This window comes from Maricaulis sp., from assembly GCF_017642925.1.
Taxonomy (GTDB): domain Bacteria; phylum Pseudomonadota; class Alphaproteobacteria; order Caulobacterales; family Maricaulaceae; genus Maricaulis.
The window spans coordinates 221,954-245,492 of the sequence record NZ_JAEPOL010000001.1 but is presented as its reverse complement, the minus strand read 5'-3'; the positions used below and the strand labels follow the sequence as shown (position 1 = coordinate 245,492).

Genomic DNA, 23,539 nt, shown 5'->3' with positions numbered 1-23,539 from the left:
GGTGCTTCCAATGACCGTAAAGCGTGTGTTTCTGGTGTGTGCGGCGCTGCTGGGCGCGGCAAGCCTGTCCGGCTGCGTGATCTATGAAGGACGCGACGCGGTCTGCCCCCATGGCGACCCCAATGCCGACAACTGGCCCTATTGCGGGGGCGCCCGCCCCGGCGGTTCGCAGCCGGTCGACGACTTCCCCGACTACTGACGCGCTGGACCGGCGGGTTCGCCGCTCTCCGGCTGCCCGTCACGCGGCGGCGCAAAGCTGACGATCACCGTTCCCGGCGCGTCCGGCGGCTCGCGCCCCGGCCCCAGCAGGACGAGCGTACCGTTCGGCTGGCGCGCCAGAACGAGGTCGGCGTTTTCGTCGAGGTCCTCGAGATAGCGCGACAGCGGGTATTCCTCGGTCAGGCGCGTCGTGCGGAACCGCCAGCCGCGCCACCAGTCGCGTGCCAGACCGTCATAGCCGCGGCCGCGCCGGATCAGGGTCCGGCCCCGGGCCGTGAAGGCGATTGAGCGGGGATCGTCCTCGCCCCGCTCGCCCTCGTCCGGCCCCTCATGAGCCGACAGCTGGTAGACGCGCGACCGGCCCAGCTCGGGCGCATAGTCGATGCAGACCAGGGCGTTGTAGGCATCATTGGCGGAGGCCGCGATGAGGGCCGAGAAGCGCGACGGCTCCAGCCGCCACTCGGCGGCCTCGGACAACACCTCGCCGTAATAGATATCATGCCCGTCCAGCCGTGCAGCCCGCAGGCGGCGCCAGCTGGTATCGGCCACCGTGTGCGGCACCTCGATCTTCTTCAGGACGCCCGCAAGCCCCAGGCTCCAGGGATTGGCACCGACGATCAGGAGGCGTTCCGGCCCCGACTGCGACAGGCCGAACAGGCGCGCCAGCGGCGTCACGGCAAAGCCGCAGCCCACCACGCTGGCGAACACGGTCGCAAAGACCAGCGGCGCCAGGATGGCGGCGTCCTCGCGGCCGGCCTCGACAAGCTCTGCGGCCAGGTGTCCGGCGGTTGCCGCCGCGACCACACCGCGCGGACCGATCAGGCCGACAAAGGCGGTTTCGCGCAGATTGAGGCCGGAATTCAGGGTCGCGAGGAAAATGCCGAGCGGCCGGGCAAGCAGGATCAGCACCACCACGAAGGCGGCGTGGCGCCAGTTCAGCTCGGCCAGGGCCGACGGCGTCAGCCCTGCAGCGAGGACTACAAAAACGCTCGCGACAAGGATGGAGGCGATGCCTTCCTTGAAACGGCGCATCTCCTCGATCGAGGCCAGGCGCGAATTGGCGACGACCAGGCCGAACACCGTCACGGCGACCAGGCCAGTCTCGTGCGCCAGCGCCTCGGCCGAGGAGAAGCAGACCAGGACCGAAGCGAGCACGAGCGGCGCCTTCATCTGTTCCGGCACCCAGCCCCGGCGGAAGGCCCGCGACAGGCCGAAGCCGAAAGCAATGCCCAGCCCGGCCCCGATCACCGCGCCGAAGGCCAGCGCCCCGGCCGCACCGGCCCAGTCCTGGCCCAGCGCGGTCTGGCGCACGGCCTCGAACACGAACACGGCGGCGAGCGCGCCGATCGGGTCGTTGACGATGCCTTCCCATTTCAGCACCGAAGCGATACGCGGCGGCAGCTTCGCCTGCCGCAGCAGCGGCAGCACGACGGTCGGCCCGGTGACGGTCAAAAGCGCGCCGATCATCGCCGACAGATCGAGCGCCAGGCCCGCCACATAGTGCAGCGCCAGTGTCGCCAGAATGCCATTGAGCGGCACACCCAGCAGAACCAGCCGCCAGACCGGCTTCGACACACCGCGCAGCTCGCGGAAGTTCAGGGTGATACCGCCTTCGAACAGGATCACGCCGACCGCCAGGGCGATCATCGGCCGCAGATAACTGCCGAAACTCGCTTCCGGATCGAGCAGCGGCGCGCCCGAGACCAGCGCGAAGACCGGTCCCAGCAAGAGACCGGCACCCATCATCAGCACGATGGACGGCCAGCGCAGCCGCCAGGCGAGCCATTGCGCGGCGACGCCTGAACCGGCGATGAGTGCGATGGTCAGGGTGAGGTCAGGCGGTGTGTGGATCATGGACGCGTTGTTAGCGCGTTTCGAACCCGCCGTCGCCTGTGTGACGGCAAACAGTCGGGGAGGCTGTCATGACCACGCTACCGCTCGAAATCCAACTCGCCCTCGTTTCATTCGCCGCGGCGCTGCTGATCGGTGGACCGGTCACGCTGATCGGCGCCTCGAACCTCGCCACCGTAACCCGGATCGCCGGCGGTATCGTGTTGCGACGGCGCATGATGTCCGGGCTCGCGGTTACACTCGCGAGCGGTGCTGGCCTGGCATCGGCCTGGCCGTTCTAGCCCTCGCCCTTTTCGGCCGGATCGTTGTGCAGGAAGTCGAAGCCGATGGACTGCCCGCCATAATCGCCGTGCTCGAAGAGGTCGGCGGCATCGCCGAACCAGCGCACCAGATGGGCGTGCAACCGCTCGAAGAGGTCGAACAGCTCGGTATCCGAGACCGGCAGGCCGATATCGAAGACCGGCCCGTTGGCAATGGCGATCTCCATGTGATGGCCCTTCTTGGCGCAGGTCAGCACAAGCCGGATCCAGTCGCCCGTGCGCGACACCTTCACGGCCAGGCCGAAACTGATCGGCCCCAGCGGCAGAAACCCGGTTCCCGAGACCGAAAAGGCGCCGGAACGGTAGGGCTGGGGCACCCAGGCACCCTCCGGCGGCACGAGATGCACGCACACGCCCTTGTCGTCGCCGAGATAGCGGCAGAAGCCCGCCGACACATTCTCGGCGACGCTGCGCACGATGGCATAATTGTCCAGGCTCAGCCGGCCATAGCGCTCGGCGGCTTCGGTCAGTGTGTCGAAACGCGACTTGTCGCTCATTTGTCACTCCTCTTGCCGCAGGGCTCGCGCTAGTGTGCCGCGCAACGCACGGGGAGGGGAAGATGCGCCGACACATCATTCTGGCCGGACTGGCCTTTTCACTGGCCGCCGGACTCGCCGCCTGCGGCGAGGAAGACACGGCAGCGCCGATGTCCTGGCAGACCCTGTCCGGCGAACCGCCGCTCGTGATTGCCCATCGCGGCGCCAGCGGCGAACGGCCGGAACACACGCTGGCAGCCTATGAACTGGCCATCGCACAGGGCGCCGATGTGATCGAGCCCGATCTGGTGATGACATCCGACGGCGTGCTCGTGGCCCGCCACGATCATTATCTCTCGACCACGACCGACATTGCCGACCGGCCCGAATTCGCCGACCGCCTGCGTGAGCTCGACGGCCGGGCCGACTGGTGGGTGGAGGATTTCACGCTCGCCGAACTGCGCACCCTGCGCGCCATCCAGCCCTGGCCCCAGCGCGATGCCGGCTTCAACGGCGAATTCCTGATCCCGACCTTCGAGGAGGTCCTCGACCTCGCCGCGGAATACGGCGTGCTCACCGAGCCCGAGGTAAAGGTGCCCGGACATTATGTCTCGATCGGTCTGGACCCGCTGCCCGAGCTGGTCCGCATCCTGCGCGAGCGCGGTCTCGATACTGCCGATGCGCCGATGACGATCCAGTGTTTCGAGCCTGACTTCCTGGCGCGGCTGAATACCGAGATCGACACGCCGCTGGCCATGCTGGTCTTCCCGATGCAGGAAATCGATCCGTCCGCCGACCCGCTGCAGCCGAGTGTCGCGCTGGACGATCTGGCCGTCTTCGCCGATGCCGTCGGGCCGGCCAAGAGCCTGATCATCACCGAGGCCGGTGAGGATACGGGTTTTGTCGCCCGCGCCCATGCGCTGGGCCTGGAGGTCCACCCCTGGACCTTCCGCGACGACGTCCCGCTGACCGGGGATGTCGATATCGCCACGGAGCTGGAGCGCGTCTACCGGCTGGGCGTCGACGGCGTGTTTGCCGACTTCCCGGCCACGGCCGTGGCCGTGCGCGATGCCATGACCGGCGATCCGGCTGACGAATAGACGCCAACGGGCAAACAATCGGCAAAAGAAAACGGCGTGGAGATTGCTCTCCACGCCGTTCGATCTTTTGATCCTGCTGCGCCTTAGTCGGCGTATTGCAGGTTGATCGCCTTCGGTCCCTTGCCGCGACGGTCCGGTTCGGTCTCGAAGGAGACCTTTTGGCCGTCGTTCAGCCCCGGCAGGCCAGAAGCCTGGACAGCGGAGATGTGCACGAAGACGTCATTGCCGCCCTCGTCCGGGGTGATGAAGCCAAAGCCTTTGCTTTGGTTGAAGAATTTGACCGTACCTGTGGCCATGGGGAACCTTCCCTTGAATGCGTGCCCTGCGTCCGGGCATAGAAAAAATGCAATGTCAGCGCCCTGACACTGGTATTACGGACGTAGAAAGTCGGGGAAGGCTGAAGTCTAGGTGTCCGATGTGACCCCTTTGCAGGCGCCACCGGGTAGGCGATCAGAATTCCGTCCGGCCTCTGGGGCCGCCCGTCGCCGCGGATATGCGCACGGATTGACGCACAAATCAAATGAAACTCTTGTGGCACGGGAAACAGCCCGTATACGCCACCACCGAGCGTGCGGCTTGACCCCGCCGTGCGATGGCCTACTCCTGCCGGTATGAGCCGACGCCGCTTTCTCGACCGCACCCATCGCCAGCGTGACCGGCAGCGCCAGTCCGCCGGCGGTTTCAATCCCGGCGCGATGATCCGCCTGGCCGGGTTCGGCGCGGCCCTGATGGTCGGCGTTGCGGTCTATATCGGCTTCGCCCGCCAGGGCGAGACGATCTATGACGGCCGCTGGGGCGTCCTGCAGCGGCTGATCACGCCACTCTTCCTCGGCTTCAACGCGCTCGACCTGATCGTCCTGCTGCTCGTCGGCCTCGTCGCCTGGCGCATCTGGCTGCGCATGCAGAAGACGCGCTAGCGGCACCCCGAAGCCAACACGAACCCTCCACAAAGCCGCAAAAGCGGAGTTGATCCGTCCACGCCCCGGGCGGAAGACTGCGGGCCGGCGAAAAAATTTGCCCGCAGACCGGCTTTCCCTGAACTCCGCCCTAGCCTTGCCTCAATGAGGGGTTTAAGGCGTCACCTGTCGGCACGAGATCAACTCCGGGCATGCTGAAAGGTCAGTCAAGATGGGCGTGAAAGTCGCAGTTTTCGGTGCAACAGGCGCGGTGGGCAAGGAGATGCTCACCATTCTGGCGGAACGGCTGTTCCCCGCCGATGAGGTCTATGCACTGGCGACCCGCAAATCCATGGGCGTGGAACTCTCCTATGGAGAGAAGACGCTGAAATGCCAGGACGTCGAAACCTTCGACTATTCCAAGGTCGACCTCGTCCTGATGTCCGCCGGTGGTGAGCCGTCGAAGGAATGGGCGCCGAAGATCGCCAAGGCCGGCGCCATCGTGGTCGATAATTCCTCGGCCTGGCGGATGGATCCGGACGTGCCGCTGGTGGTGCCCGAGGTCAATCTGGATGCCCTGGACGGCGTGAAGAAGAAGGGCATTGTCGCCAATCCGAACTGCTCGACCATCCAGCTCGTTGTCGCCCTGAAGCCGATCCACGACCGTGTCGGCATCAAGCGCGTCTCCTGCGCCACCTACCAGTCCGTCTCCGGCGCTGGTCAGGAAGGCATGGACGAGCTGTGGACCCAGACCAAGGGCATCTACGTCAACGACCAGCCGACGCCGCAGAAATTCACCAAGCAGATCGCCTTCAATGTCATCCCGCACATCGACGTCTTCATGGAAGACGGCGCCACCAAGGAAGAGTGGAAGATGACGGTGGAGACGAAGAAGATTCTCGATCCGAAGATCAAGCTCTTCGCCACCTGCGCCCGCGTGCCGGTCTTTGTCGGCCACTCGATTGCGGCCCATCTGGAGCTGGAAGACGAGATGTCGGCCGACGAGGCCCGCGCCCTGCTGCGCGAAAGCCCCGGCCTGATGGTGATCGACAAGCATGAGGACGAGGGCTACGTGACGCCGGTCGAATGCGTCGGCGAATTCGCCACCTTCGTCTCGCGCGTTCGCGAGGACCCGACGGTCGAGAACGGCCTCGCCCTGTGGGTGGTTTCGGACAATCTGCGCAAGGGCGCCGCCCTGAACGCCGTGCAGATCGCCGAAGGCCTGCTCAACAAGGGCCTGCTTAAAAACAGCTGATCCCGGCTATTGCCCGCCGCCCGGCACCGTAGCGGTGCCGGGTATCGCGGGCTGCGGCGGATCGAACAGGTCCGGGTTCTGCCCGGCATACATCCGGCCCGCCATTTCCGCGAATTCCAGCGACATGTGGTGCTCGTCATAGAAGACGGGGATGCCTTCGGGTGTCCGGGTGAGGCAGGTTTCTGCCCGGCGCTCCTCGCACAACAGGGCCACCCGGTCGATATACACATCCGCCAGCGCCATGACCTCGCCATAGAGCGGCTCGTCCTGCGGATTGCCCTCGAACCCGGCGACATGCTCCGGCGCGGCGCAATTGCGCGGATCTCCCGTCTCGTTCACGATTCTCGCGCACGGGATATCGGTCGAGAAATACCCGCCCATAACGATGATGCGAAGGTCGGGGTTGCGGGCCTTGAGCCAGGCAAGCAGGTCGACAAAACCACGCTTGTTCGACCAGAACGGCCCCCGGACGGCGTAGACGAGGTCGTCGAGCGATGCGAGGAAATCGTCGCGATTGAGAACCTCGAGCCTGTCCGCACAGGCCGGCCGGTCGGACACCAGCCGGCCGCCCGGCGCTATTTCGATGCGGCCGCACGGATTCGTCGTGCCGAAGCGAACAAATTCCAGGCCCGGCTGACCGCCGAAACCGCCCAGCAGGAAGTTGTAGGCATCGGGCTCGTGGGAGTTCCCGAGAAACAGGACACGTCTGGCATCCGGCCGGTTACACAGCGGATTTCCGCTGTAGAACGCCTCGATCGGGCAGACCTCGTCCTGACGGGAGAAACGGGCGCTCTGCCCGGCCTCGATCTGTTCCGCCGTCAGTGACAGACCCGGTATCCGCCACGCCCAGCCGCCGGCGAACCACGCATGTCCCGCCACAAGTGCGAAAACCAGGCTCACCGCCACCGTCCGGAGCGCAAACGCCCCCGGTGTCAGCCTGAACGTCGCTGCGGCCTGACCGGCACGCCGGTAGAAGCGCCGCTCCAGCCCGTAGTGCAGGCCGGCCGCAGCCGCCAGCATCGCGGCGGCCAGCGCCAGTTGCTCGACCGGCGTCAGATCCAGCCCGGTGCGGTAGCGATAAAGCGCGACGACCGGCCAGTGAACGAGGTAGAGGGCGTAGGAGACCTTGCCGAGCCAGACACTGACCGGGTTTTCCAGCATCGCACGGCCGAGTCCGGCCTGCCGGTTGGTGAAACTCCCGGACAGAAGCAGCGCGACGGCCCCCAAGGTCGGCAGGAGCACCGCCCAGCCGGGAAAGGCCGTCTCGCCGTCGAACAGAAGAACGCTGGCCAGCACCGACACCAGCCCCGCCAGGAACACGCCATCCCGTGCCCAGCCCGGGGGATGGCGGCGCGGCCAGGCCTCCAGCCGAACGAGACATCCCAGGGCCGCGCCTGCGGCGAACTGGAATATCCGGAAGGGGAAAAGATAGAAGGCACCCGACAGGTCCCGCCAGCCATAGGTCAACGTCGCCAGGAAACCCAGAACCGCGATACCGGCCAGGATCGCGGGAAGGCGCGCGCGCCCGGCCAACGCCAGCGTCCCCACGATCACGGCCGGCCAGACAAGATAGAATTGTTCCTCGACCCCCAGCGACCAGGTGTGCAGAAGCGGTTTGAGCTCCGAGGCCGTGTCCCAGTAGCCGGCCTCGAGGTAGAAGACGATATTCGATGCAGAGGCGAGTGCGGCAACGGCGCTGCGGGCAAAGCGCTGAAAATCGTCCGGGGTCAGAATGAAGGCTGAAGCAATGAAGGTCACCGCGACCGTGGCCACGAGCGGGGGAATGATCCGCCGGACGCGCCCAAGATAGAAGCCCCGGAACGAGAAACGGCCGGCTTCGGCTTTGGCCGCAATGATGGAAGAGATGAGGAAGCCGGAGATCACGAAGAAGACGTCGACACCGACAAACCCGCCTGAGAACGCCTCGATATCCAGATGGAACAGGACAACCGCCAGCACCGCGATCGCACGCAGCCCGTCGATATCCGGCCGATAGTCCGTCTTGTGCCGCATGATCCCCCCGTCCGATGCGCCCGCTCCTGTAACAAAAGATCGATCCGCACACTTGTGCAATGACCCCGCGTGACCGCCGGCATGGCAGACATGCACAGGAAACGGGTCGCATTCTCACCACGCACATCCTATGTGCTGGTGACGCTGCGCGAGGGAGTGTCGCATGTCGTCCGAGCCGAATACCGACATCCGCCCCGCGCTGGCGGCCGGCCTGTCCAGCTATCTCATCTGGGGTGTGGCGCCGCTCTTCTTCCAGGCACTGGATTTCGCCAACCCGTTCGAGATCGTGATGCACCGGATTATCTGGGCGGTGCCGATCCTGGCCCTGGTGCTGGCTGTCTCGGGCAAGATGCGCCAGGCCCTGGCCGTCCTGGCCGATCGCCGGACGATCCTGACCCTGGTAGGCACGGCGGCGCTGATCTCGGTCAACTGGTGGATCTTCATCTTCGCGGTGAATTCCGGCCACGTGCTGCAGGCTTCGCTGGGCTATTACATCAACCCGCTGATGAGTGTGGCGATCGGCGTGATCGTCCTGCGCGAACCGCTCGGCCCGTTCCGCATCGCCGCCATCGTGCTCGCTGCGCTCGGCGTGGCGAACCAGATCATCGCCGTCGGCCAGGTGCCGTGGATCTCGCTGGCGCTGGCCACCTCCTTCACGGCCTATGGCTATCTGCGCAAGGTCGCCGCCGTTGACGGCCGGATCGGCCTGTTCTGGGAAACCTCCTTCAACCTGCCCATCGCGATCGTGGGGCTCACCATCCTGCAGCTGAACGGGCTGGGTCATTTCCAGGAAAGTCCCGCACAGGCGCTGATGCTGATGGCGGCCGGCCTGGTGACGGTGGTGCCGCTGCTGCTCTACGCCATCGGCGTGCGCGGGCTGCACCTGTCGACCATGGGCCTTTTGCAATTCATCGCCCCCTCCATGCAGTTCGCGATCGGCGTGATGGGCGGCGAGACCTTCACCGCCTCCCACCTCGTCACTTTCGCCTTCATCTGGGCCGGTGTCGGCATGTTCGCCTACTCCACCCTGCGGCGGCAGAAGAAGCGGGCCATCGCCGCCGAAGCGCAGCCGGAAGCGGAATAGGCCATCCGGCCGCGGTCTTGACCGCGCCGCATCCCTGATCTCTCCTGCGCCGCAACAATAATCGCCTGATCCCCAAGAGGTTTCAGGACCGGAGAGGCCCGATGACCGATTTTCCCCCCGCCACACGCATCGCCACGAACGGCATCACGCTCGCCGTCCACCTTGCCGGACCCGAAGACGGCCAGCCGCTCATCCTGGCCCATGGCTGGCCCGAGCTCGCCTGGTCCTGGAAGAACCAGATCGGTGTGCTGGCCGGCGCCGGCTACCGCGTGATCGCGCCCGATCTGCGGGGTTTCGGCGGGTCCGACTGCCCCGAAGGCGCCGATGCCTACGATATCGATACGCTGGTGGGCGATCTGACCGGGCTGCTCGACGCGCTGGGCCATGAGACCGCGATTTTCGCCGGCCATGACTGGGGCGGGATCATCGTCTGGCATGCCGCCATGCTGGCACCGCAGCGGGTCGCCGGCGTGATCGGCGTCAACACGCCCCACCTGCCCCGCGGCGCCGAGCCGCCCACGAACACCTTCCGGCAGATCGGCGGCGAGGATCACTACATCCTGCGCTTCCAGGAGCCGGGCTTTGCCGAGAGCCGTTTCGAGGGCCGCGAAGACGACTTCTTCGCCTTCATCTTCGGAACCCCGGTGGAGGGCGATCCGGAAGACCTCTACCCGCAGGTCACCCACATCCCCAAACAGTTCGAGAGCTTCGAGGACCGTCCGGAAGACAGGATCGTCGTCGGCCCGGAAGACCGCGCCGTCTATGCCGGCGCCTATCGCGCCACGGGCTTCACACCGGGCATCAATCTCTACCGGAATTTCGACGCCAACTGGCAGCGCATGGGCGGTGTCGACCACCGGCTTGCCATGCCCTGCCTGATGGTGTCGGCCGAGAAGGATTTCATGCTGCCACCGAAGCTGGCCGGCTGGATGCCCGCCCTGTGCAAGGATGTGGAATTCCAGATCATCGAGGGCTGCGGCCACTGGACGATGTGGGAAGCCCCGGAAGTGCTGAACGCCCACATGCTGGACTGGCTGCAGCGGCGCTTTCCGGCTGCGGGCAACTGATGCACCTGTTCCAGGTCACCCTCGTTGTCGACGATTATGACCGGGCCATCGCCCATTATTGCGGCGCGCTGGGCTTCGAGCTGATCGAGGATACGCGGCTTTCGGACATCAAGCGCTGGGTCGTCGTCTCGCCCGGTGCCGGCGGCGCGAAGCTCCTGCTGGCGCGGGCGGCCAACCCGGACCAGGCCAAAGCGATCGGCCGTCAGGCCGGCGGCCGCGTCGGTTTCTTTCTGGAAACGGCGGACTTCGATCGCGACTACGCCCGCCTGCAGGCGAACGGCGTCGAATTCGTCCGCCCGCCCCGCGACGAAGCCTATGGACGCGTCGCGGTCTTCCGCGATCTCTACGGCAATGACTGGGACCTGATCGGATCGGTACCCGCTCAGAACTGATCGACGAGAATGGTGCGGCCGTCCGGGTCTTTCAGCACGAAGTGCGCCGGCCCCTCATCGCCGGACGTGCCGGTTTCCGGCTCGATACCCTTGTCCTTCAGCGCCTTTTCCAGCGCGCGGGCATCGGACGGGTTAAAGGTGAGCAGGTCCTCTTCGAACATGCCCTGGAACAGGCCGATCTTCGCCTCGCCGCTCTTCAGGATCAGCCAGTTCTGCTCGACATCGCCGTCAAGCTTTTCAAACCCCAGCGCCTCGTAGAAGGCCAGCGATTTGCGGATATCCTTCACCGCCAGCGAAACCGAGAAATGTCCCAGATACATGCGCGTCTCCTGCCTTGTTCTCGACAGGCTAGAAGGCGCCGGGCCGGTTGTCGAACTTGAACCGCGACCGCCTGGTGCCGAACAAGGGCCGTATTGCCCCGACATGTTGCGCTCAGCGACACTGGCCGTTCGCGCGGCCCCAACCGAAAGGACTGGTGGGATGTCTGCCCTGATCGCGATTGCCGGAATTCTCCAGGCCAGCGCGCCGCCCGCCGTTTGCGGCATCACCGACACCGCCTCAATGAGCGCTGATGAGACGCAATGCGTACAGTCATTGAGCTCGCAAATCCTCTCGGACATGTCGGACCCGCTCGAGGTTTCGGCGGCCGATCTGACGTTCGCCGAAACGCTCCATTCGCCGCACGTCTGCTCGTTCCACGGCACGCATCTTCAAGCCTCCTGGCCCGTACGGCCAGATGGAACACAGATCGAGATCAAGGCACCGGTGCGTGTCACCCTGACCTATGCCTGGCAGGATAACGGGCGGGCGACAGATATTCAGGCAAGCATTGCCGACGCGGGCGGCCTGTCAGAACCGGACGCCGCACTGTTCGAAGCCTCGGCGCGCGATGCTTTGATGCGCTACGCACTGCCGCCAGCCTGTCTTGACGGGCCGGATGCCCCGCGGACGGACGAGATAGTCTTCCAGATGACCGACTAGAACCGCCGGGGCCAGCCCTACAAGCACCCGTAGACCGCCTCAATGATGCGGGTGGGACGGGGGTCGCCGGCGAGATAGTGCTGCTGGCGGTTCATCACATAGGCACCGGTGAGGCGCCGGACCGGATCGGCGAAAGCGCAGGACCCGCCCCAGCCGGAATGGCCCACAGCCTCCGGCGTCGGACCGTAGAACTGCGTGCGGGTATTGCGCATCACACCGGCCGCCCAGGAAAGATCGAAGGGCAGCACCTTGTCAGGGCCGGCGACGCGCTCCTTCACCAGAGCCTCCAGCGTGGCGGCCGACAGGAAACGCTTGTTGTCCAGCTTGCCGTCCAGCGCATAGACGCCCATCAGGCGCGCCAGGGCAGACGCGGTCGCATGGGCGTTGGCGGCGGGGAATTCCGCCTTGCGCCATTCCGTGGCGCCGCGGCGGCCGGGCGAAGACCAGGCCTTCAGGAAGGCCAGTTCGCGCGGCCGCGTCCGCTCGCCCAGATCGGGCACCTGGCGCGGCATGGCATGTTCGGCGGTGCGGGCATGCTCGCTCTCGGGCAGACCGACATGCAAGTCGATCCCGGCCGGGCCGCAGATGTCCTCGCGCAGGATGGCGCCGATCGACCGGCCGTCCGTGCGGCGCGCCAGGGCGTCGGCGATGAAGCCGAAGGTGACCGGGTGATAGCCCGAGCCAGTGCCCAGCTCCCACAGCGGCGCCTGGCGGGCCAGGCGATCCTCGATCTTTGCGGCATCGAACCAGTCGCCCGCATCCATCTCCTCGGCAATCCCCGACAAGCCGGCCTGGTGCGACAGCGCCTGCGCCACCGTGACCTGCGACTTCCCGCCCGCGGCAAATTCCGGCCAGTAGTCGGCCACCGGCACGTCGTATTGCAGGAGACCGCGATCGACGAGCTTGGCCATGACCAGCGCCGCGACTGCCTTGCCTGTCGAATAGACCGGCACCAGCGTATCGGCCTGCCAGTCCCGCGATTTCTTGCGATCGGCCCAGCCGGCGTGAATGTCGACGACCGTCTCGCCATCGATGCGCAGGGCGAAACCGGCGCCGATCTCGTCCTGATCGGACCAGTTGGCGAGAAACGCGTCGCGGACGGGTTCGAAACCCGGCGCGACAGAGCCGTGAACGGCGGGGAGGGTGTCGGTGGTCATGACGATCTGGCTAACCCGTTCCGGGGCACCCGAGCAAGGGCGATACTGACGCATCTCAGCCGTGCCTAGATTGCCTCGGCCTCATAGCTGACCAGTGGCTGGCGCAGCACGTCGGCAGCAGCGACAATCGGCAGTTCCGGCGCCTTCCACTCATGCGCCCGCATCACCACCGAGACAGTGGCCGCCACGGCGTGTTCGAGTGCGGCTTTCGGTTCGGCCCCGTGCACGATGGCGCCGACGAAAGCCGCCGTCAGCACATCGCCCGTGCCCTTCGGCGCATCGGGGATGCGCTCATGCGTGACCAGCCAGGCCTCGTCATTGTCGACATACATCACCCCGATCTGCCCGTGCCGCGGCAGGGAGGTGACAATCGCCGGGCAGTCGAGCGAGCGCGCCGCGCGCACCATGGAGGCCAGATCGGTCAGCTGGCGCCCGGTGATATGACCGAGCTCGAAGGCGTTCGGCGTCACAAGATCGGCGCGGCTGACCAGCTGGTCCTTGATACCCGCAGCGATGGCCGGCGGCACATAGAGCCCGCCCGGTGCATCGCCCATGATCGGGTCGACCACGACGATCGGCTCGCGGGCAAAGGCGCGGACACCGCGATTGACCCGCGATCCCTTGCGCACGACGTCGATCACCGCCGCCGTATCGAAAATCTGCCCGACATCGGCGAAGTAGCCGGTCAGCACGACATCGGTGATATCGAGCAGGCCCTGGTCGGAAATGCCGGAGAGCACGCCCTCGAACATGTCCTGTTCCACCGGCCCGCCGCCGGGCGGCCCCCATCCGGGCTGGCGGCCATAGAGCACGGTGGGCACGAGCATGGTGTCGATGCCGGCCGCGTTCAGCACGCGCTCGGACACGCCGCCCCCCACGCGGGAGGCCGCCACCAGACTGGAAAGGATCAGCGCCATCGGCATGGTAAGTATGCTATATCCGATTTTCCCAAGAGCTGAAGCCCCATCCGGACCCTGCATGCGCCGACTGATCCGCTCCGCCCTCTTCGTTCCCGCCTCCAAGCCCCGCGCCATCGAGAAGGCCGCCCATGTCGGCGCCGATCTCCTGATCCTGGATCTGGAAGATGCCGTGGGTCCGGAAGAAAAGGACGAGGCTCGCGCCCGCGTCGGCGAAGCGCTCGACAGCTGGTCGGCATCCGGCGCCATCCGCGCCGTGCGCATCAACGCCGCCGACACCGCCTGGAATGCCGCCGACATGCGTGAAGCGGCCCGGGCCGACGCGATCGTGCTGCCGAAGGTCAACCAGGTCGGCGATCTGCATGCTGCCCGCAGCGCCCTGAGCACGCATGGCACGTCCATCCCGATCTGGGCGATGGTCGAGACGCCGCTGGGCGTGATGAATCTCAACGGAATTGCCAGCGCCACGGGGACGGGACTCGCCGGGCTGATCGCGGGCACCAATGATCTCGCCAAGGATCTGCGCTGCACGGCCGAACAGGCCCGGCTGGCGCTGGTGCCGCACCTGGCCGCCATTGTGTGCGCCGCGCGGGCCCGCGGGCTTTACGCGCTGGACGGCGTCTACAACCAGTTCCGCGACCCGAAGGGCTTCCGCGCCGAAGCCGAACAGGGCCGCACGCTGGGCTTTGACGGAAAAACACTGATCCATCCCGGCCAGGTGGACCTTGCACATCTGTATTTCGGCCCCACCTCTGCGGAGCTGGAACGGGCCGCCCGCATTGTCGCCGCCTTCGCCGATCCCGAGAACGCCGGAAAGGGCGTGATCTCGCTCGACGGCGACATGGTGGAACGCCTGCATCTGGACGCCGCCCGGGCCCTACTGTCGGCCGCGGGCGACAATGACGCATGACCCTGCCGTAGACGGCAAATGCAGATGAAGACTTGATGTCGAGTGGCAAGACCGGCTTTCATCACTCGACTTGAGGGAAGAAAAATGAGCGATTCGACGACCATCTGGCACAATCCGCGCTGTTCGAAATCCCGTCAGACGCTGGCCTTGCTCGAGGCGCGCGGCGGCGATCTCACCGTTCGCAATTACATGGAGGACGCGCCCAGCGTCTCCGAGCTCAAGACCGTGCTGAAACAGCTCGGCTACACCTCGGCGCATGAATGGCTGCGCAAGAACGAGACGGTCTATCGCGAGCTCGGCCTGAAGGCCGTCGAGGACGAGGAAGCCGTTCTCAAGGCGATGTCCCAGAACCCCAAGCTGATCGAACGCCCCGTCGTGATCCACGACGGCAAGGCCATGATCGGCCGCCCGCCGGAACAGGTGCTGGAATTGTTTTAGGGCTGGAGTCCCGCTCTAGCCGCCCACGAATTTCGCCACCCTCGCGCCCAGCTTCATCAGTTTGATCAGCGTGCCCTGGGGCAGGGATTTCACCTGGCCGTACCAGCCGGTGAGATTGGTCACGAATTCCTCCATCCGGCGCAGGCGTTCCGCCGCCAGTTCCGGCGTGTTGCCGTCGGCTTCGGCGGCATCGGCGCATTCCTGCAGGATCTGGATTGTGGGGTCGATCTCGCGCTGCTTGCGGGCCTCGGCGATCGCCATGAGCATGTCCCAGGGTTCGTGCGTCGCGGTGAAGCGGTCGCGCCGGTCGCCCAGCACCTGTTCGCGATTGACCAGGCCGAGCGCCTGCAGCTCCTTGAGCGAGTTGGAGACATTCGAACGCGCGATCTTCAGCGTGTCGACGATTTCCTCGGCGTCCAGCGGTTCATCGGCCAGGTAGAGCAGGGCGTGGATCTGGGCGATCGAGCGGTTGACGCCCCAGCGGGCCCCCATCTCGCCCCAATGAAGGACAAAACGCTGCATCGGAGCGGAGAGATACACGGGCCGGCACCTTCACTTGTTTCTGTCCGAAGAGAAACACGATGCCGCGGGGAAGACCATGTGGCCGGCTGACGCAGGTCCGGGCCTGTTCGTTGGCCGCATTTTCGAACCGCGAAACCGGTTCCCACTTTCGCTGAAAATGCTGAGTCCTGAGTGGCCGCATCTTCGAACCGCGAAACCGGTTCCCACTTTCGCTGAAAATGCTCTAGCCAGCAGTGCCCGAAGCTGTCGCCAGTCCGTCCTGCATCTTTTCGCCGGGAGCGAGGCTTGCCCGGATGGCTTCGCCGAGCTGGATTGCCTCCTCGGCGCGGGCCGAGCCCTTGCGCCAGGCGACGCCGATCTCGCGGCCCGCGACGGGCGGATCGAAGGGCAGGACGGCGAGGCCCATCTGGTCGACCAGGCCCGCATCCACCGCCATGCGCGGCAGCAGCGTGGCGCCCAGGCCCGACTTCACCATCTGCACCAGCGTATGCAGGCTGGTCGCAGCGAAGTCCGACCGTGCCGAGCCCGTCGAGCACACCGACAGCGCGTGATCGCGCAAGCAGTGCCCGTCTTCCAGCAGCAGGAGAGGTTCGTCGGCCAGGTCTGACGGGGACAGCTTGCCCGCCCCCGCAAGACGGTGATCAGGCGGGCAGGCGAACAGGAATTCGTCCGACCAGATCGCCTTCGTCTCGATCATCGTTGCTTCATAGGGCAGGGCGACGAGCGCGGCATCCAGGCGCCGTTCGCGCAGCGCGTCGAACAGCCGGTCGGTCAGGTCCTCGCGCAGGAAGACTTCCAGCTTGGGGTGCAACGCGCGCAACGCAGGCAGGACGCGCGGCAGCAGGAAGGGCGCAATGGTGGGGATCACGCCCAGCTTGAACGGCCCGGTCAGCGGCTCGCCGGCCGCCTGGGCCGCGATCACCAGATCCTCGGCCTCGGCCATCACCCGCCGGGCCCGCTCCAGCACCACCTCGCCGGCCGGCGTGAGCGCGGCGCCGCGCGCCCCGCGCTCGACCAGCACGGTCCCCAGGATCATCTCCAGCTCCTTGATTGCAGCTGACAAGGTCGGCTGGGTGACGAACACTGCCTCGGCCGCACGGGAGAAACTTCCGTGCTCTGCAAGGGCGATCAGGAATTGCAACTGGCGGAGTGTGGGGAGCTGGGACATGGTATTGATAATAGTTATGGCTCGCCCAGAAACAATCCATTGGATTTGTTTGTTGCACTGCGTCACAAGGCCCTCATCACAAACGCCGGCACAAGCCGGCCGCACTCAATGGAGAGACCTATGCTGGGTATTGGCGACAAGCTTCCCGATTTCGAAGTCACCGGTGTGAAGCCGGGCTTCAACAATCACGAGGAAAACGGCGAATCCGCGTTCGAGGCCGTCACGCAGGACAGCTTCGAAGGCAAGTGGAAGGTCCTGGTTTTCTACCCGAAGGACTTCACCTTCGTGTGCCCGACCGAGATCGTGGCCTTCAACAATCTGGCCGAAGAATTCTCCGACCGCGACGCCGTCGTGCTCACCGGTTCGACCGACAATGAATTCTGCAAGCTGGCCTGGCGCCGCGAGCACCCGGATCTCGACAAGCTCGGTCACTGGCAGTTCGCCGACACGACCGGTTCGCTGGTCGACAGCCTGGGCATCCGCTCCCCGGAAGGCGTGGCCTACCGCTACACCTACATCGTCGACCCGGACGGCGTCATCCAGCACGTCTACGCGACCAACCTGAATGTCGGCCGCAACCCGGAAGACACGCTGCGCGTCCTCGACGCCCTGCAGACGGACGAGCTGTGCCCCTGCAACCGCGCCGTCGGCGGCGACACGCTGGCCGCATAAGCGGTCAACAGACCCCCGGCTGACGGCGGCGCCATTGCGCGTGCCGTCGGTTTGCCCCGGTGCCGGCCCCTTCGTGTGACCTGCCGGCATCGGGGCACCCTTATCCCGACCCCGTAAATTCCAAGCGATTGCGGCCCGTCCGGCCGCGCGTGGTTTCCCCTGGAGGAGAGCCCGATGAGCCTCGATGCGCTGAAAAACGACCTGCCCGACTACGCCAAGGACCTGAAGCTGAACCTGTCCTCGCTGGCGCGTGAAACCGATCTGGACGACCAGAAGAAGTGGGGCACTTTCCTCGCCTCTGCCCATGCTGTCGGCGAACCGAAGACGCTGGCTGCCCTGTCGGCCGCGGCGGAAGAGGTGCTGAGCCCGGAAGCCGTGACCGCCGCCAAGGCAGCGTCGGCGATCATGGGCATGAACAATGTCTATTACCGCTTCCTGCACCTGTCCAAGAACAAGGAATACGGTTCGCTTCCGGCCAAGCTGCGCATGAATGTCATCGCCAATCCCGGCGTCGACAAGGGCGATTTCGAGCTGTGGTCGCTGGCCGTGTCGGCGATCAATGGCTGCGGCCTGTGCATCGACAGCCACGAAGCCGAGCTGCGCAAGCACGGCCTGACCGCGGCCCAGATCCAGACCGCCGTGCGGATCGCCGCGACGGTGAATGCCGTGGCGCACGTCATCGCCGCCGAAAGCTGATTTTTGACGATATCGTGAAATTCCGATGCGTCTGAAGACCCCGGCGCACCGGGTTGTTTTCCGGTAAAAATACGGGCGCGCAAGGATCAGATTGCGCGCCCGTAGAAATTCCGTATAATGAGCGTATGTCAATGATCGACCATACGCTCGATCCGCTACCCAAGCGGGCCCATCGCACCGACGCCGGTGAACACGATGGCCGGATGTGGTTCTCCAGGGAGACCATGTCCCGCGCGTCGCATTATGCCGACGTATCCTGGTGGCGGATTGCCCTGCCGGCGCTGGCCTCTCTGGGCCTGGTCGCGGCCGGTGCGCTGACCGCCGCCGGCCTGCCGAGCGCGCTGTGCCTGCTGGCCGGTCTGGCCGGTTCGGCAATCACGCTGCCGGCCGCGCTTCTCAAAGCCACCTACGCCCCCCGCTCCCGCTAGAGCGCACTGCAGTCGCATTGCGGCAGCAAGATTGACGCTTTTCGCTCACCCACTAGTGTGCGGGGTCTGTTTGCGCGGCGTGGAGACCGCGTCCAGGGGGAGATAGACCATGCGCTGGTGGTTCAAGATCAAACTGTGGCAACGCGTGCTCGCGGCGCTGGTTCTGGGCGTGGCCACCGGCCTCGTCATGTCCGGCACGATGGGCCAGGAGGCGGCCACCGCCTGGATCGAGACCTGGCTGCGCCCGGTCGGCGATCTCTTCATCAATCTGATCCGCATGCTGATCGTGCCGCTGATCTTCACCACCCTCGTGGCCGGTGTGATCGCCATGGGCAAGCCGTCCAAGCTGGGCTCGCTCGGCCTCAAGACGATCGCCGCCTATTTCGTCACCACGATCTTCGCGAATGTGATCGGCCTGACCTTCGGCACCATTTTTCGCCCCGGCATCGGCGTCGACTTCGAGGGCGTCGAACCTGCACCCGTCTCGACGGAAGCCCCCTCCATCACCGACCGCCTGCTCGAGATCGTGCCGACCAATCCGGTCGCGGCGCTGGCCGATGGCGACGTTCTGGCCATCATCTTCTTCTCGCTGCTGCTCGGCGTCGGCATCATCGCTGTCGGCAAGGCCGGCAAGCCGGTCGCGGACCTGTTCAACGCGGCCTCCGACGTGGTGCTGAAAATCACCCACTACGTCATGGAAGTCGCGCCCTTCGGTGTCTTCGCTCTCGTCACCTATACCGCCGCCAGCCAGGGCATCGAGGCGCTGCAAGCCATCCTGACCCTGATCGTCGCGGTCTATCTGGGCCTGATCGCCCACGCCATCATCACCTATGGCCTGCTGATCCGCGTCGTCCTGAACCTGCCGCTGGTGCGCTTCTTCCGCGGCATGACCGACCCGATCGCGGTGGCCTATTCCACCGCCTCGTCCTCGGCGACCCTGCCGGTCACCATCGCCGCCGCCTCGGACAATCTGGGCGTCAAGAAGTCGGTCGCCGGCTCCGTCCTGCCGCTGGGCGCGACGATCAACATGGACGGCACCGCGCTCTATCTGGGCATTCTGGCGCTCTTCACGGCCCAGGCCTTCGGTTACGACCTGACCTTCATGAACTACGTCATGATCGCCTTCACGGCGGCCATCGTGTCGATCGGCGCCGCGGGCATCCCGTCAGCCTCGCTCTTCCTGCTCGCCATCGTGCTGGAAACCTTCGGCGTCACCCCCGAGCACACGGCGATCATTGTCGGCTTCATCCTGCCGGTGGACCGGATCATGGACATGGCGCGCACCGCGGTGAACGTGACCGGCGACGCCGCCGTCGCCACGGCCGTGGCCAAATGGGAAGGCGAGCTGGACGAGGAACGCTTCCGCGACCCGGCCGTCATCTGACGACTGAACCGTCTGCGTCTTTCCGGCCACCTTGTGTGACAGGAAGAACGGAGACGGTCAGTTGCGGATTGCCATTCACGCATTCGGAACGCGCGGTGACGTGCAGCCCTATATCGCGCTCGGGCTGGAACTGCAGGGGCGAGGACATGACGTCACCCTCTCCGTGCCCCGCGACTTTACGGCCTGGGTCGAAGGTTTCGGCCTGGCCGCCCGCGCCTTCGATCTGGATATGGGCGCCTATCTGCGCGAGGCCGACGCGCTTGGCCTGACGCGCAATCCACTGAACGCCTTCCGCTATCGCCGCCGCATGGTCGACCCGATGATCGAGGCGACCCTGACGGAAGGCATTGAAGGCGCGCGCGGCGCCGATATCGTCGTCGCGCACCCCAAATGCCTGTTTTCGGCAACAGGCGCCGAAGCCGCCGGCGCCGGCTTCGTGATGACGGCGCCCCTGCCGGCCATCGCACCGACGCATGCCTTCCCGATGCCCGGCACCTTCGCGAAGGATCACGGTCGCTTCTGGAACCGGCTGTCCTGGCGGCCGCTGGACTTTGCCATGGCGCCCTTCCGCAAGCGGGTGAATGCCGCACGCGTCGAGCTGGGACTTGACCCCGTTGGCAGCGCGATCCAGCACGACATCTTCGCCGGCCGGCCGTGTCTGCGCCTGATCGCCAACTCGCCGCTCATCGTGCCCCGGCCTGACGACTGGGACGCCCACACACACCTCACAGGCTATTGGATGCTGGATGACCCCGCGCCGCTGGACCCGGCGCTGGAGGGCTTTCTCAATTCAGGTCCGCCACCGGTCTATGTCGGTTTCGGATCCATGGTCTCCGGCCGCGCGACGGAACTGGCAGAAGCCGCCATCGACGGCCTCCGCCGCGCCGGCCTGCGCGGCGTCATCGCGCGCGGCTGGGCAAACCTGCCGGCTGCCGCAAACGACAGCATCCACGTCATCGACCATGCGCCGCATGACAAACTCTTCCCGCGCTGCCGGACGATCGTCCATCATGGCGGCGCTGGCACGACGGCGGCCGCGCTGAGCGCCGGGCGGCCCAGCCTGATCGTCCCCTTCATGGTCGATCAGCCCTGGTGGGGCGAGCGCCTGCGCGAACAGGGGCTCGGCCCCGCCCCGCTGCGGCCGGCGCGCTTCACGGCAAACCGTTTTGCCCGCGCCCTGAAACAGATCGAAGCCAGCGAGGTCTGGCGGGCACGGTGCACGCAGATCGGGAAGGGGCTCGCTGCGGAGAATGGAGCAGCGATAGCCGCAGACCGGATCGAGCACGCTTTGATTGAGGGGCGTAACTGAGGGTAGAGTATCGTCACTGACATCTCTTACCCCTTGAATATAAAATTCATTCAGCCGCCCATATGGTAAATTCGACTTAACGTTTGGCGATCTATTCGGGTGTCTTCCAGGAAGCGGAGCGCACCATGTTTTCCAGACTCAGCATCGCCGTGAAGTTCGGACTTATCGGGTTCTTTGGATGCGTGGCCCTCGGGATCGTGCTGGGCGCGACGGCCGTATGGCAGAGCCAGGACGCCGCCAGGCAGGCAGCAGAAACGCGACTGACCGCGATCGCCGAGGCGCGCGCCGACCAGATCGGCGAGTATCTCGCTTCGATCGACCAGGATATCGAGACGGTCGCCACCAATCCGAACACGCTTGCCGCGCTCAACGCCTTCGATGCGGGCTGGCAGGCTCTGGGTTCGACGGCGGGCAGCAGCCTGCAGCGCGCCTACATCACCGACAATCCGCACCCGGCCGGCGAGCGCGAGAACCTCGACGCCGCTCGCGACGGGTCCGCCTACAGCGCGGCGCACGCCGACTTCCACCCCTGGTTCCGCACCTTCCTGCGCTCGCGCGGCTATTATGACATCTTCCTGTTCAACACCGACGGCGACCTTGTCTACACGGTGTTCAAGGAAGCCGACTTCGCCACCAACCTGGAAACCGGCCCCCACCGCGCCACGGATCTGGGCACGGTCTTCAGTGCCGCCAACACCCTGTCCGAAGGCGAGATGTCCTTTGTCGACTTCGCGCCCTACGCGCCGTCCGCCGACGCCCCCGCCAGCTTCATCGCCACGCCCGTGTTTGACAGCAATGGACGGCGGGCCGGCGTCCTGGCCTTTCAGATGCCGATCAGCCGCCTGAACGAAGTCGCCGGTTCGCTGACCGGCCTCGGCGAGACCGGCGAGGCCTATATCATCGGCGATGACGGTCTGATGCGGACCGACACGCGGTTTGCGTCAGCTTCCACCATCCTGACCCAGCACGCCGGCGAAGCGATCGAAGCCGCACTCGGCGATGCAGCGCATCACGTCGTCTCGACGGACGACCATCTGGGCAACCGGGTCTTTGCAGCCGTCGCGGAAACCGACTTCCACGGCGTTCACTGGGGCGTCGTGGTCACGACAACCCGCAGCGAAGCACTGGCGGCTTCGCGCGCCATGACACTGACATTGTTCGCCGCAGCCCTGGTTCTCACCATGCTGATCGGCGCCATCGGCGTCTGGATCGCCATGAAGGCAGCCAAGCCGATCCAGACCCTGACCCAGGTCACCCGTACGGTCGCCGCCGGCAATCTCGAGACCGATGTGCCCCACCGCAACCGCCAGGACGAGATCGGCGCGCTCGCGGAAACCATCGAACAATTCAAGCAGAGCCTGGTCGAGAAAGCCCGGCTGGAGCGTGAAAGCGCCGACGCCGAGGCCGCCGCAGCAGCCCGCATGAAGGCGGAGCGCCTGCGCCTGGCCGAAGAGTTCGAGAACTCGGTCGGTGCCGTCGTTTCCGCGCTGGCCAGCGCCGCCACCCAGCTGTCCCAGTCGGCCGAGAGCCTGTCCGCTTCCTCCGAACAGACCAGCAATCAGGCCGTCTCCGTCGCCGCATCGGCCGAACAGGCGACCGCCAATGTGGAAACTGTGGCCACGGCCGCCGAGGAAATGTCGGCCTCCATCGGCGAGATCGGCCGCCAGGCGGTCGAGAGCTCGCAGCGCGCCACCACGGCAGAGGAAGAGGCCAGCGTCACCGTGCGCCGGGTCGAGGCGCTGACCGAGGCCGCCAATCGCATCGGCACAGTGGTGTCACTGATCCAGGACATTGCCGAGCAGACCAACCTCCTGGCCCTCAATGCGACCATCGAAGCGGCCCGTGCCGGGGAAGCCGGCAAGGGCTTTGCCATCGTCGCCCAGGAGGTGAAACAGCTGGCTGCCCAGACCGCCAACGCCACCACGGAAATCTCCCAGCAGATCGAGGAAATCCAGAGCGCGACCGGCGTCTCGGCCAAAGCCATCGGTTCGGTCGCCGAGGCGATTGCCGACCTGAACCGGATTGCCGGTTCGATTTCCGGTGCCATGGAAGAACAGGCCGCCGCCACACGCGAGATCGCCAGCAATGTCCAGGAAGCCGCCACCGGCACCCGGGACGTGACGGTCAATATCGCCGGCGTGAACGAGGCCGCCAGCGAGTCCCGCACCGCATCCGTGCAGGTGCTCGACGCCGCCAAGGACCTGTCGCGCCAGTCCGAAATGCTGCGCGACCAGGTCGACAGCTTCCTCGCCACCATCCGGGCGGCGTAACGGCCGGCCGCAAA

26 protein-coding genes are annotated in these 23,539 nt (G+C 65.9%); 17 read left to right on the top strand and 9 right to left on the bottom strand.

Annotation, left to right across the window (positions count from 1 at the left end; translation table 11 throughout):
- Positions 1-10 precede the first annotated feature (10 nt).
- Complete coding sequence (locus tag JJ918_RS01240) at positions 11-199, top strand: hypothetical protein (protein ID WP_291882258.1); 189 nt, start codon at positions 11-13, stop codon at positions 197-199.
- Here the strand turns inward: JJ918_RS01240 and JJ918_RS01235 are convergent.
- Complete coding sequence (locus JJ918_RS01235) at positions 193-2,073, bottom strand: sodium:proton antiporter (RefSeq protein WP_291882256.1); 1,881 nt, start codon at positions 2,071-2,073, stop codon at positions 193-195. The two genes, JJ918_RS01240 and JJ918_RS01235, sit on opposite strands and share 7 nt — an antisense overlap.
- 68 nt (positions 2,074-2,141) lie before the next feature.
- Here JJ918_RS01235 and JJ918_RS01230 point away from each other — a divergent pair, with 68 nt between their 5' ends.
- Complete coding sequence (locus JJ918_RS01230; protein WP_291882253.1) at positions 2,142-2,351, top strand: hypothetical protein; 210 nt, start codon at positions 2,142-2,144, stop codon at positions 2,349-2,351.
- Here JJ918_RS01230 and JJ918_RS01225 read toward each other — a convergent pair.
- Positions 2,348-2,887, bottom strand: a complete 540-nt coding sequence (locus JJ918_RS01225) for a hypothetical protein (protein ID WP_291882251.1) — start codon at positions 2,885-2,887, stop codon at positions 2,348-2,350. The two genes, JJ918_RS01230 and JJ918_RS01225, sit on opposite strands and share 4 nt — an antisense overlap.
- 62 nt (positions 2,888-2,949) lie before the next feature.
- Here JJ918_RS01225 and JJ918_RS01220 point away from each other — a divergent pair, with 62 nt between their 5' ends.
- Positions 2,950-3,966 carry a glycerophosphodiester phosphodiesterase family protein gene (locus JJ918_RS01220; protein WP_291882248.1) on the top strand — a complete coding sequence of 339 codons (1,017 nt, stop codon included), beginning with the start codon at positions 2,950-2,952 and terminating at the stop codon, positions 3,964-3,966.
- Between the two features lie 83 nt (positions 3,967-4,049).
- Here the strand turns inward: JJ918_RS01220 and JJ918_RS01215 are convergent, their stop codons facing one another.
- Positions 4,050-4,262: a cold-shock protein gene (locus JJ918_RS01215; protein WP_271187138.1), complete on the bottom strand. Its 213-nt coding sequence runs from the start codon at positions 4,260-4,262 to the stop codon at positions 4,050-4,052.
- Positions 4,263-4,577: 315 nt separating this feature from the next.
- Here JJ918_RS01215 and JJ918_RS01210 point away from each other — a divergent pair, with 315 nt between their 5' ends.
- Both JJ918_RS01210 and JJ918_RS01205 read left to right on the top strand, forming a co-directional pair.
- Positions 4,578-4,883, top strand: coding sequence for a hypothetical protein (locus JJ918_RS01210; RefSeq protein ID WP_291882241.1), 306 nt, complete (start codon positions 4,578-4,580; stop codon positions 4,881-4,883).
- Positions 4,884-5,094: 211 nt separating this feature from the next.
- On the top strand, positions 5,095-6,117 hold the full coding sequence (locus JJ918_RS01205) for an aspartate-semialdehyde dehydrogenase (RefSeq protein WP_291882238.1): 1,023 nt from the start codon (positions 5,095-5,097) through the stop codon (positions 6,115-6,117).
- Between the two features lie 6 nt (positions 6,118-6,123).
- Here JJ918_RS01205 and JJ918_RS01200 read toward each other — a convergent pair whose 3' ends face one another.
- Positions 6,124-8,130, bottom strand: coding sequence for an acyltransferase (locus JJ918_RS01200; protein ID WP_291882236.1), 2,007 nt, complete (start codon positions 8,128-8,130; stop codon positions 6,124-6,126).
- Between the two features lie 163 nt (positions 8,131-8,293).
- Here JJ918_RS01200 and rarD point away from each other — a divergent pair, with 163 nt between their 5' ends.
- From rarD to JJ918_RS01185, 3 genes are all read left to right on the top strand, one after another.
- Positions 8,294-9,214 (top strand): EamA family transporter RarD, encoded by a 921-nt coding sequence (gene rarD, locus JJ918_RS01195; RefSeq protein ID WP_291882234.1) that lies wholly within the window; start codon positions 8,294-8,296, stop codon positions 9,212-9,214.
- A 101-nt stretch (positions 9,215-9,315) separates the two neighbouring features.
- On the top strand, positions 9,316-10,281 hold the full coding sequence (locus tag JJ918_RS01190) for an alpha/beta hydrolase (protein ID WP_291882232.1): 966 nt from the start codon (positions 9,316-9,318) through the stop codon (positions 10,279-10,281).
- Entirely contained in the window at positions 10,278-10,673 is a 396-nt protein-coding gene (locus JJ918_RS01185) for a VOC family protein (protein ID WP_367277616.1), read from the top strand. Before JJ918_RS01190 ends, JJ918_RS01185 begins: the two co-directional genes overlap by 4 nt.
- On the opposite strand, the gene JJ918_RS01180 is transcribed toward JJ918_RS01185, so the two are convergent.
- Positions 10,664-10,993: a VOC family protein gene (locus JJ918_RS01180; protein WP_291882226.1), complete on the bottom strand. Its 330-nt coding sequence runs from the start codon at positions 10,991-10,993 to the stop codon at positions 10,664-10,666. The genes JJ918_RS01185 and JJ918_RS01180 overlap by 10 nt on opposite strands.
- A 160-nt stretch (positions 10,994-11,153) precedes the next feature.
- Here JJ918_RS01180 and JJ918_RS01175 point away from each other — a divergent pair, with 160 nt between their 5' ends.
- Positions 11,154-11,654 (top strand): hypothetical protein, encoded by a 501-nt coding sequence (locus tag JJ918_RS01175; RefSeq protein WP_291882223.1) that lies wholly within the window; start codon positions 11,154-11,156, stop codon positions 11,652-11,654.
- Between the two features lie 17 nt (positions 11,655-11,671).
- On the opposite strand, the gene JJ918_RS01170 is transcribed toward JJ918_RS01175, so the two are convergent.
- Positions 11,672-12,811, bottom strand: a complete 1,140-nt coding sequence (locus tag JJ918_RS01170; protein WP_291882220.1) for a serine hydrolase domain-containing protein — start codon at positions 12,809-12,811, stop codon at positions 11,672-11,674.
- 65 nt (positions 12,812-12,876) lie between these two features.
- Positions 12,877-13,734, bottom strand: coding sequence for a PfkB family carbohydrate kinase (locus JJ918_RS01165; RefSeq protein ID WP_291882217.1), 858 nt, complete (start codon positions 13,732-13,734; stop codon positions 12,877-12,879).
- Between the two features lie 55 nt (positions 13,735-13,789).
- On the opposite strand from JJ918_RS01165, the gene JJ918_RS01160 reads away from it, so the two are divergent.
- Positions 13,790-14,638, top strand: coding sequence for a CoA ester lyase (locus tag JJ918_RS01160; protein WP_291882215.1), 849 nt, complete (start codon positions 13,790-13,792; stop codon positions 14,636-14,638).
- 84 nt (positions 14,639-14,722) lie between these two features.
- A complete protein-coding gene (arsC, locus tag JJ918_RS01155; RefSeq protein ID WP_291882214.1) occupies positions 14,723-15,076 on the top strand; it encodes an arsenate reductase (glutaredoxin) in 354 nt (117 codons plus the stop codon).
- A gap of 15 nt (positions 15,077-15,091) precedes the next feature.
- Here the strand turns inward: arsC and JJ918_RS01150 are convergent, their stop codons facing one another.
- Positions 15,092-15,616, bottom strand: coding sequence for a MarR family transcriptional regulator (locus JJ918_RS01150; protein ID WP_291882212.1), 525 nt, complete (start codon positions 15,614-15,616; stop codon positions 15,092-15,094).
- A gap of 205 nt (positions 15,617-15,821) precedes the next feature.
- Positions 15,822-16,766, bottom strand: coding sequence for a hydrogen peroxide-inducible genes activator (locus JJ918_RS01145; RefSeq protein WP_291882209.1), 945 nt, complete (start codon positions 16,764-16,766; stop codon positions 15,822-15,824).
- Between the two features lie 120 nt (positions 16,767-16,886).
- On the opposite strand from JJ918_RS01145, the gene JJ918_RS01140 reads away from it, so the two are divergent.
- The 6 genes from JJ918_RS01140 (at position 16,887) to JJ918_RS01115 (ending at position 23,525) form a co-directional block, all read left to right on the top strand.
- A complete protein-coding gene (locus JJ918_RS01140; RefSeq protein ID WP_291882206.1) occupies positions 16,887-17,438 on the top strand; it encodes a peroxiredoxin in 552 nt (183 codons plus the stop codon).
- 174 nt (positions 17,439-17,612) lie between these two features.
- Complete coding sequence (locus JJ918_RS01135; RefSeq protein WP_291882203.1) at positions 17,613-18,134, top strand: carboxymuconolactone decarboxylase family protein; 522 nt, start codon at positions 17,613-17,615, stop codon at positions 18,132-18,134.
- A 131-nt stretch (positions 18,135-18,265) separates the two neighbouring features.
- Entirely contained in the window at positions 18,266-18,562 is a 297-nt protein-coding gene (locus tag JJ918_RS01130) for a hypothetical protein (RefSeq protein ID WP_291882201.1), read from the top strand.
- Positions 18,563-18,671: 109 nt separating this feature from the next.
- The gene (locus tag JJ918_RS01125; protein ID WP_291882199.1) at positions 18,672-19,946 is read left to right on the top strand and encodes a dicarboxylate/amino acid:cation symporter; all 1,275 of its coding nucleotides are present in this window, start codon (positions 18,672-18,674) and stop codon (positions 19,944-19,946) included.
- A gap of 61 nt (positions 19,947-20,007) precedes the next feature.
- Entirely contained in the window at positions 20,008-21,255 is a 1,248-nt protein-coding gene (locus JJ918_RS01120) for a glycosyltransferase (protein WP_291882197.1), read from the top strand.
- Between the two features lie 125 nt (positions 21,256-21,380).
- Positions 21,381-23,525 carry a methyl-accepting chemotaxis protein gene (locus JJ918_RS01115; RefSeq protein WP_291882193.1) on the top strand — a complete coding sequence of 715 codons (2,145 nt, stop codon included), beginning with the start codon at positions 21,381-21,383 and terminating at the stop codon, positions 23,523-23,525.
- Positions 23,526-23,539: the final 14 nt, after the last annotated feature.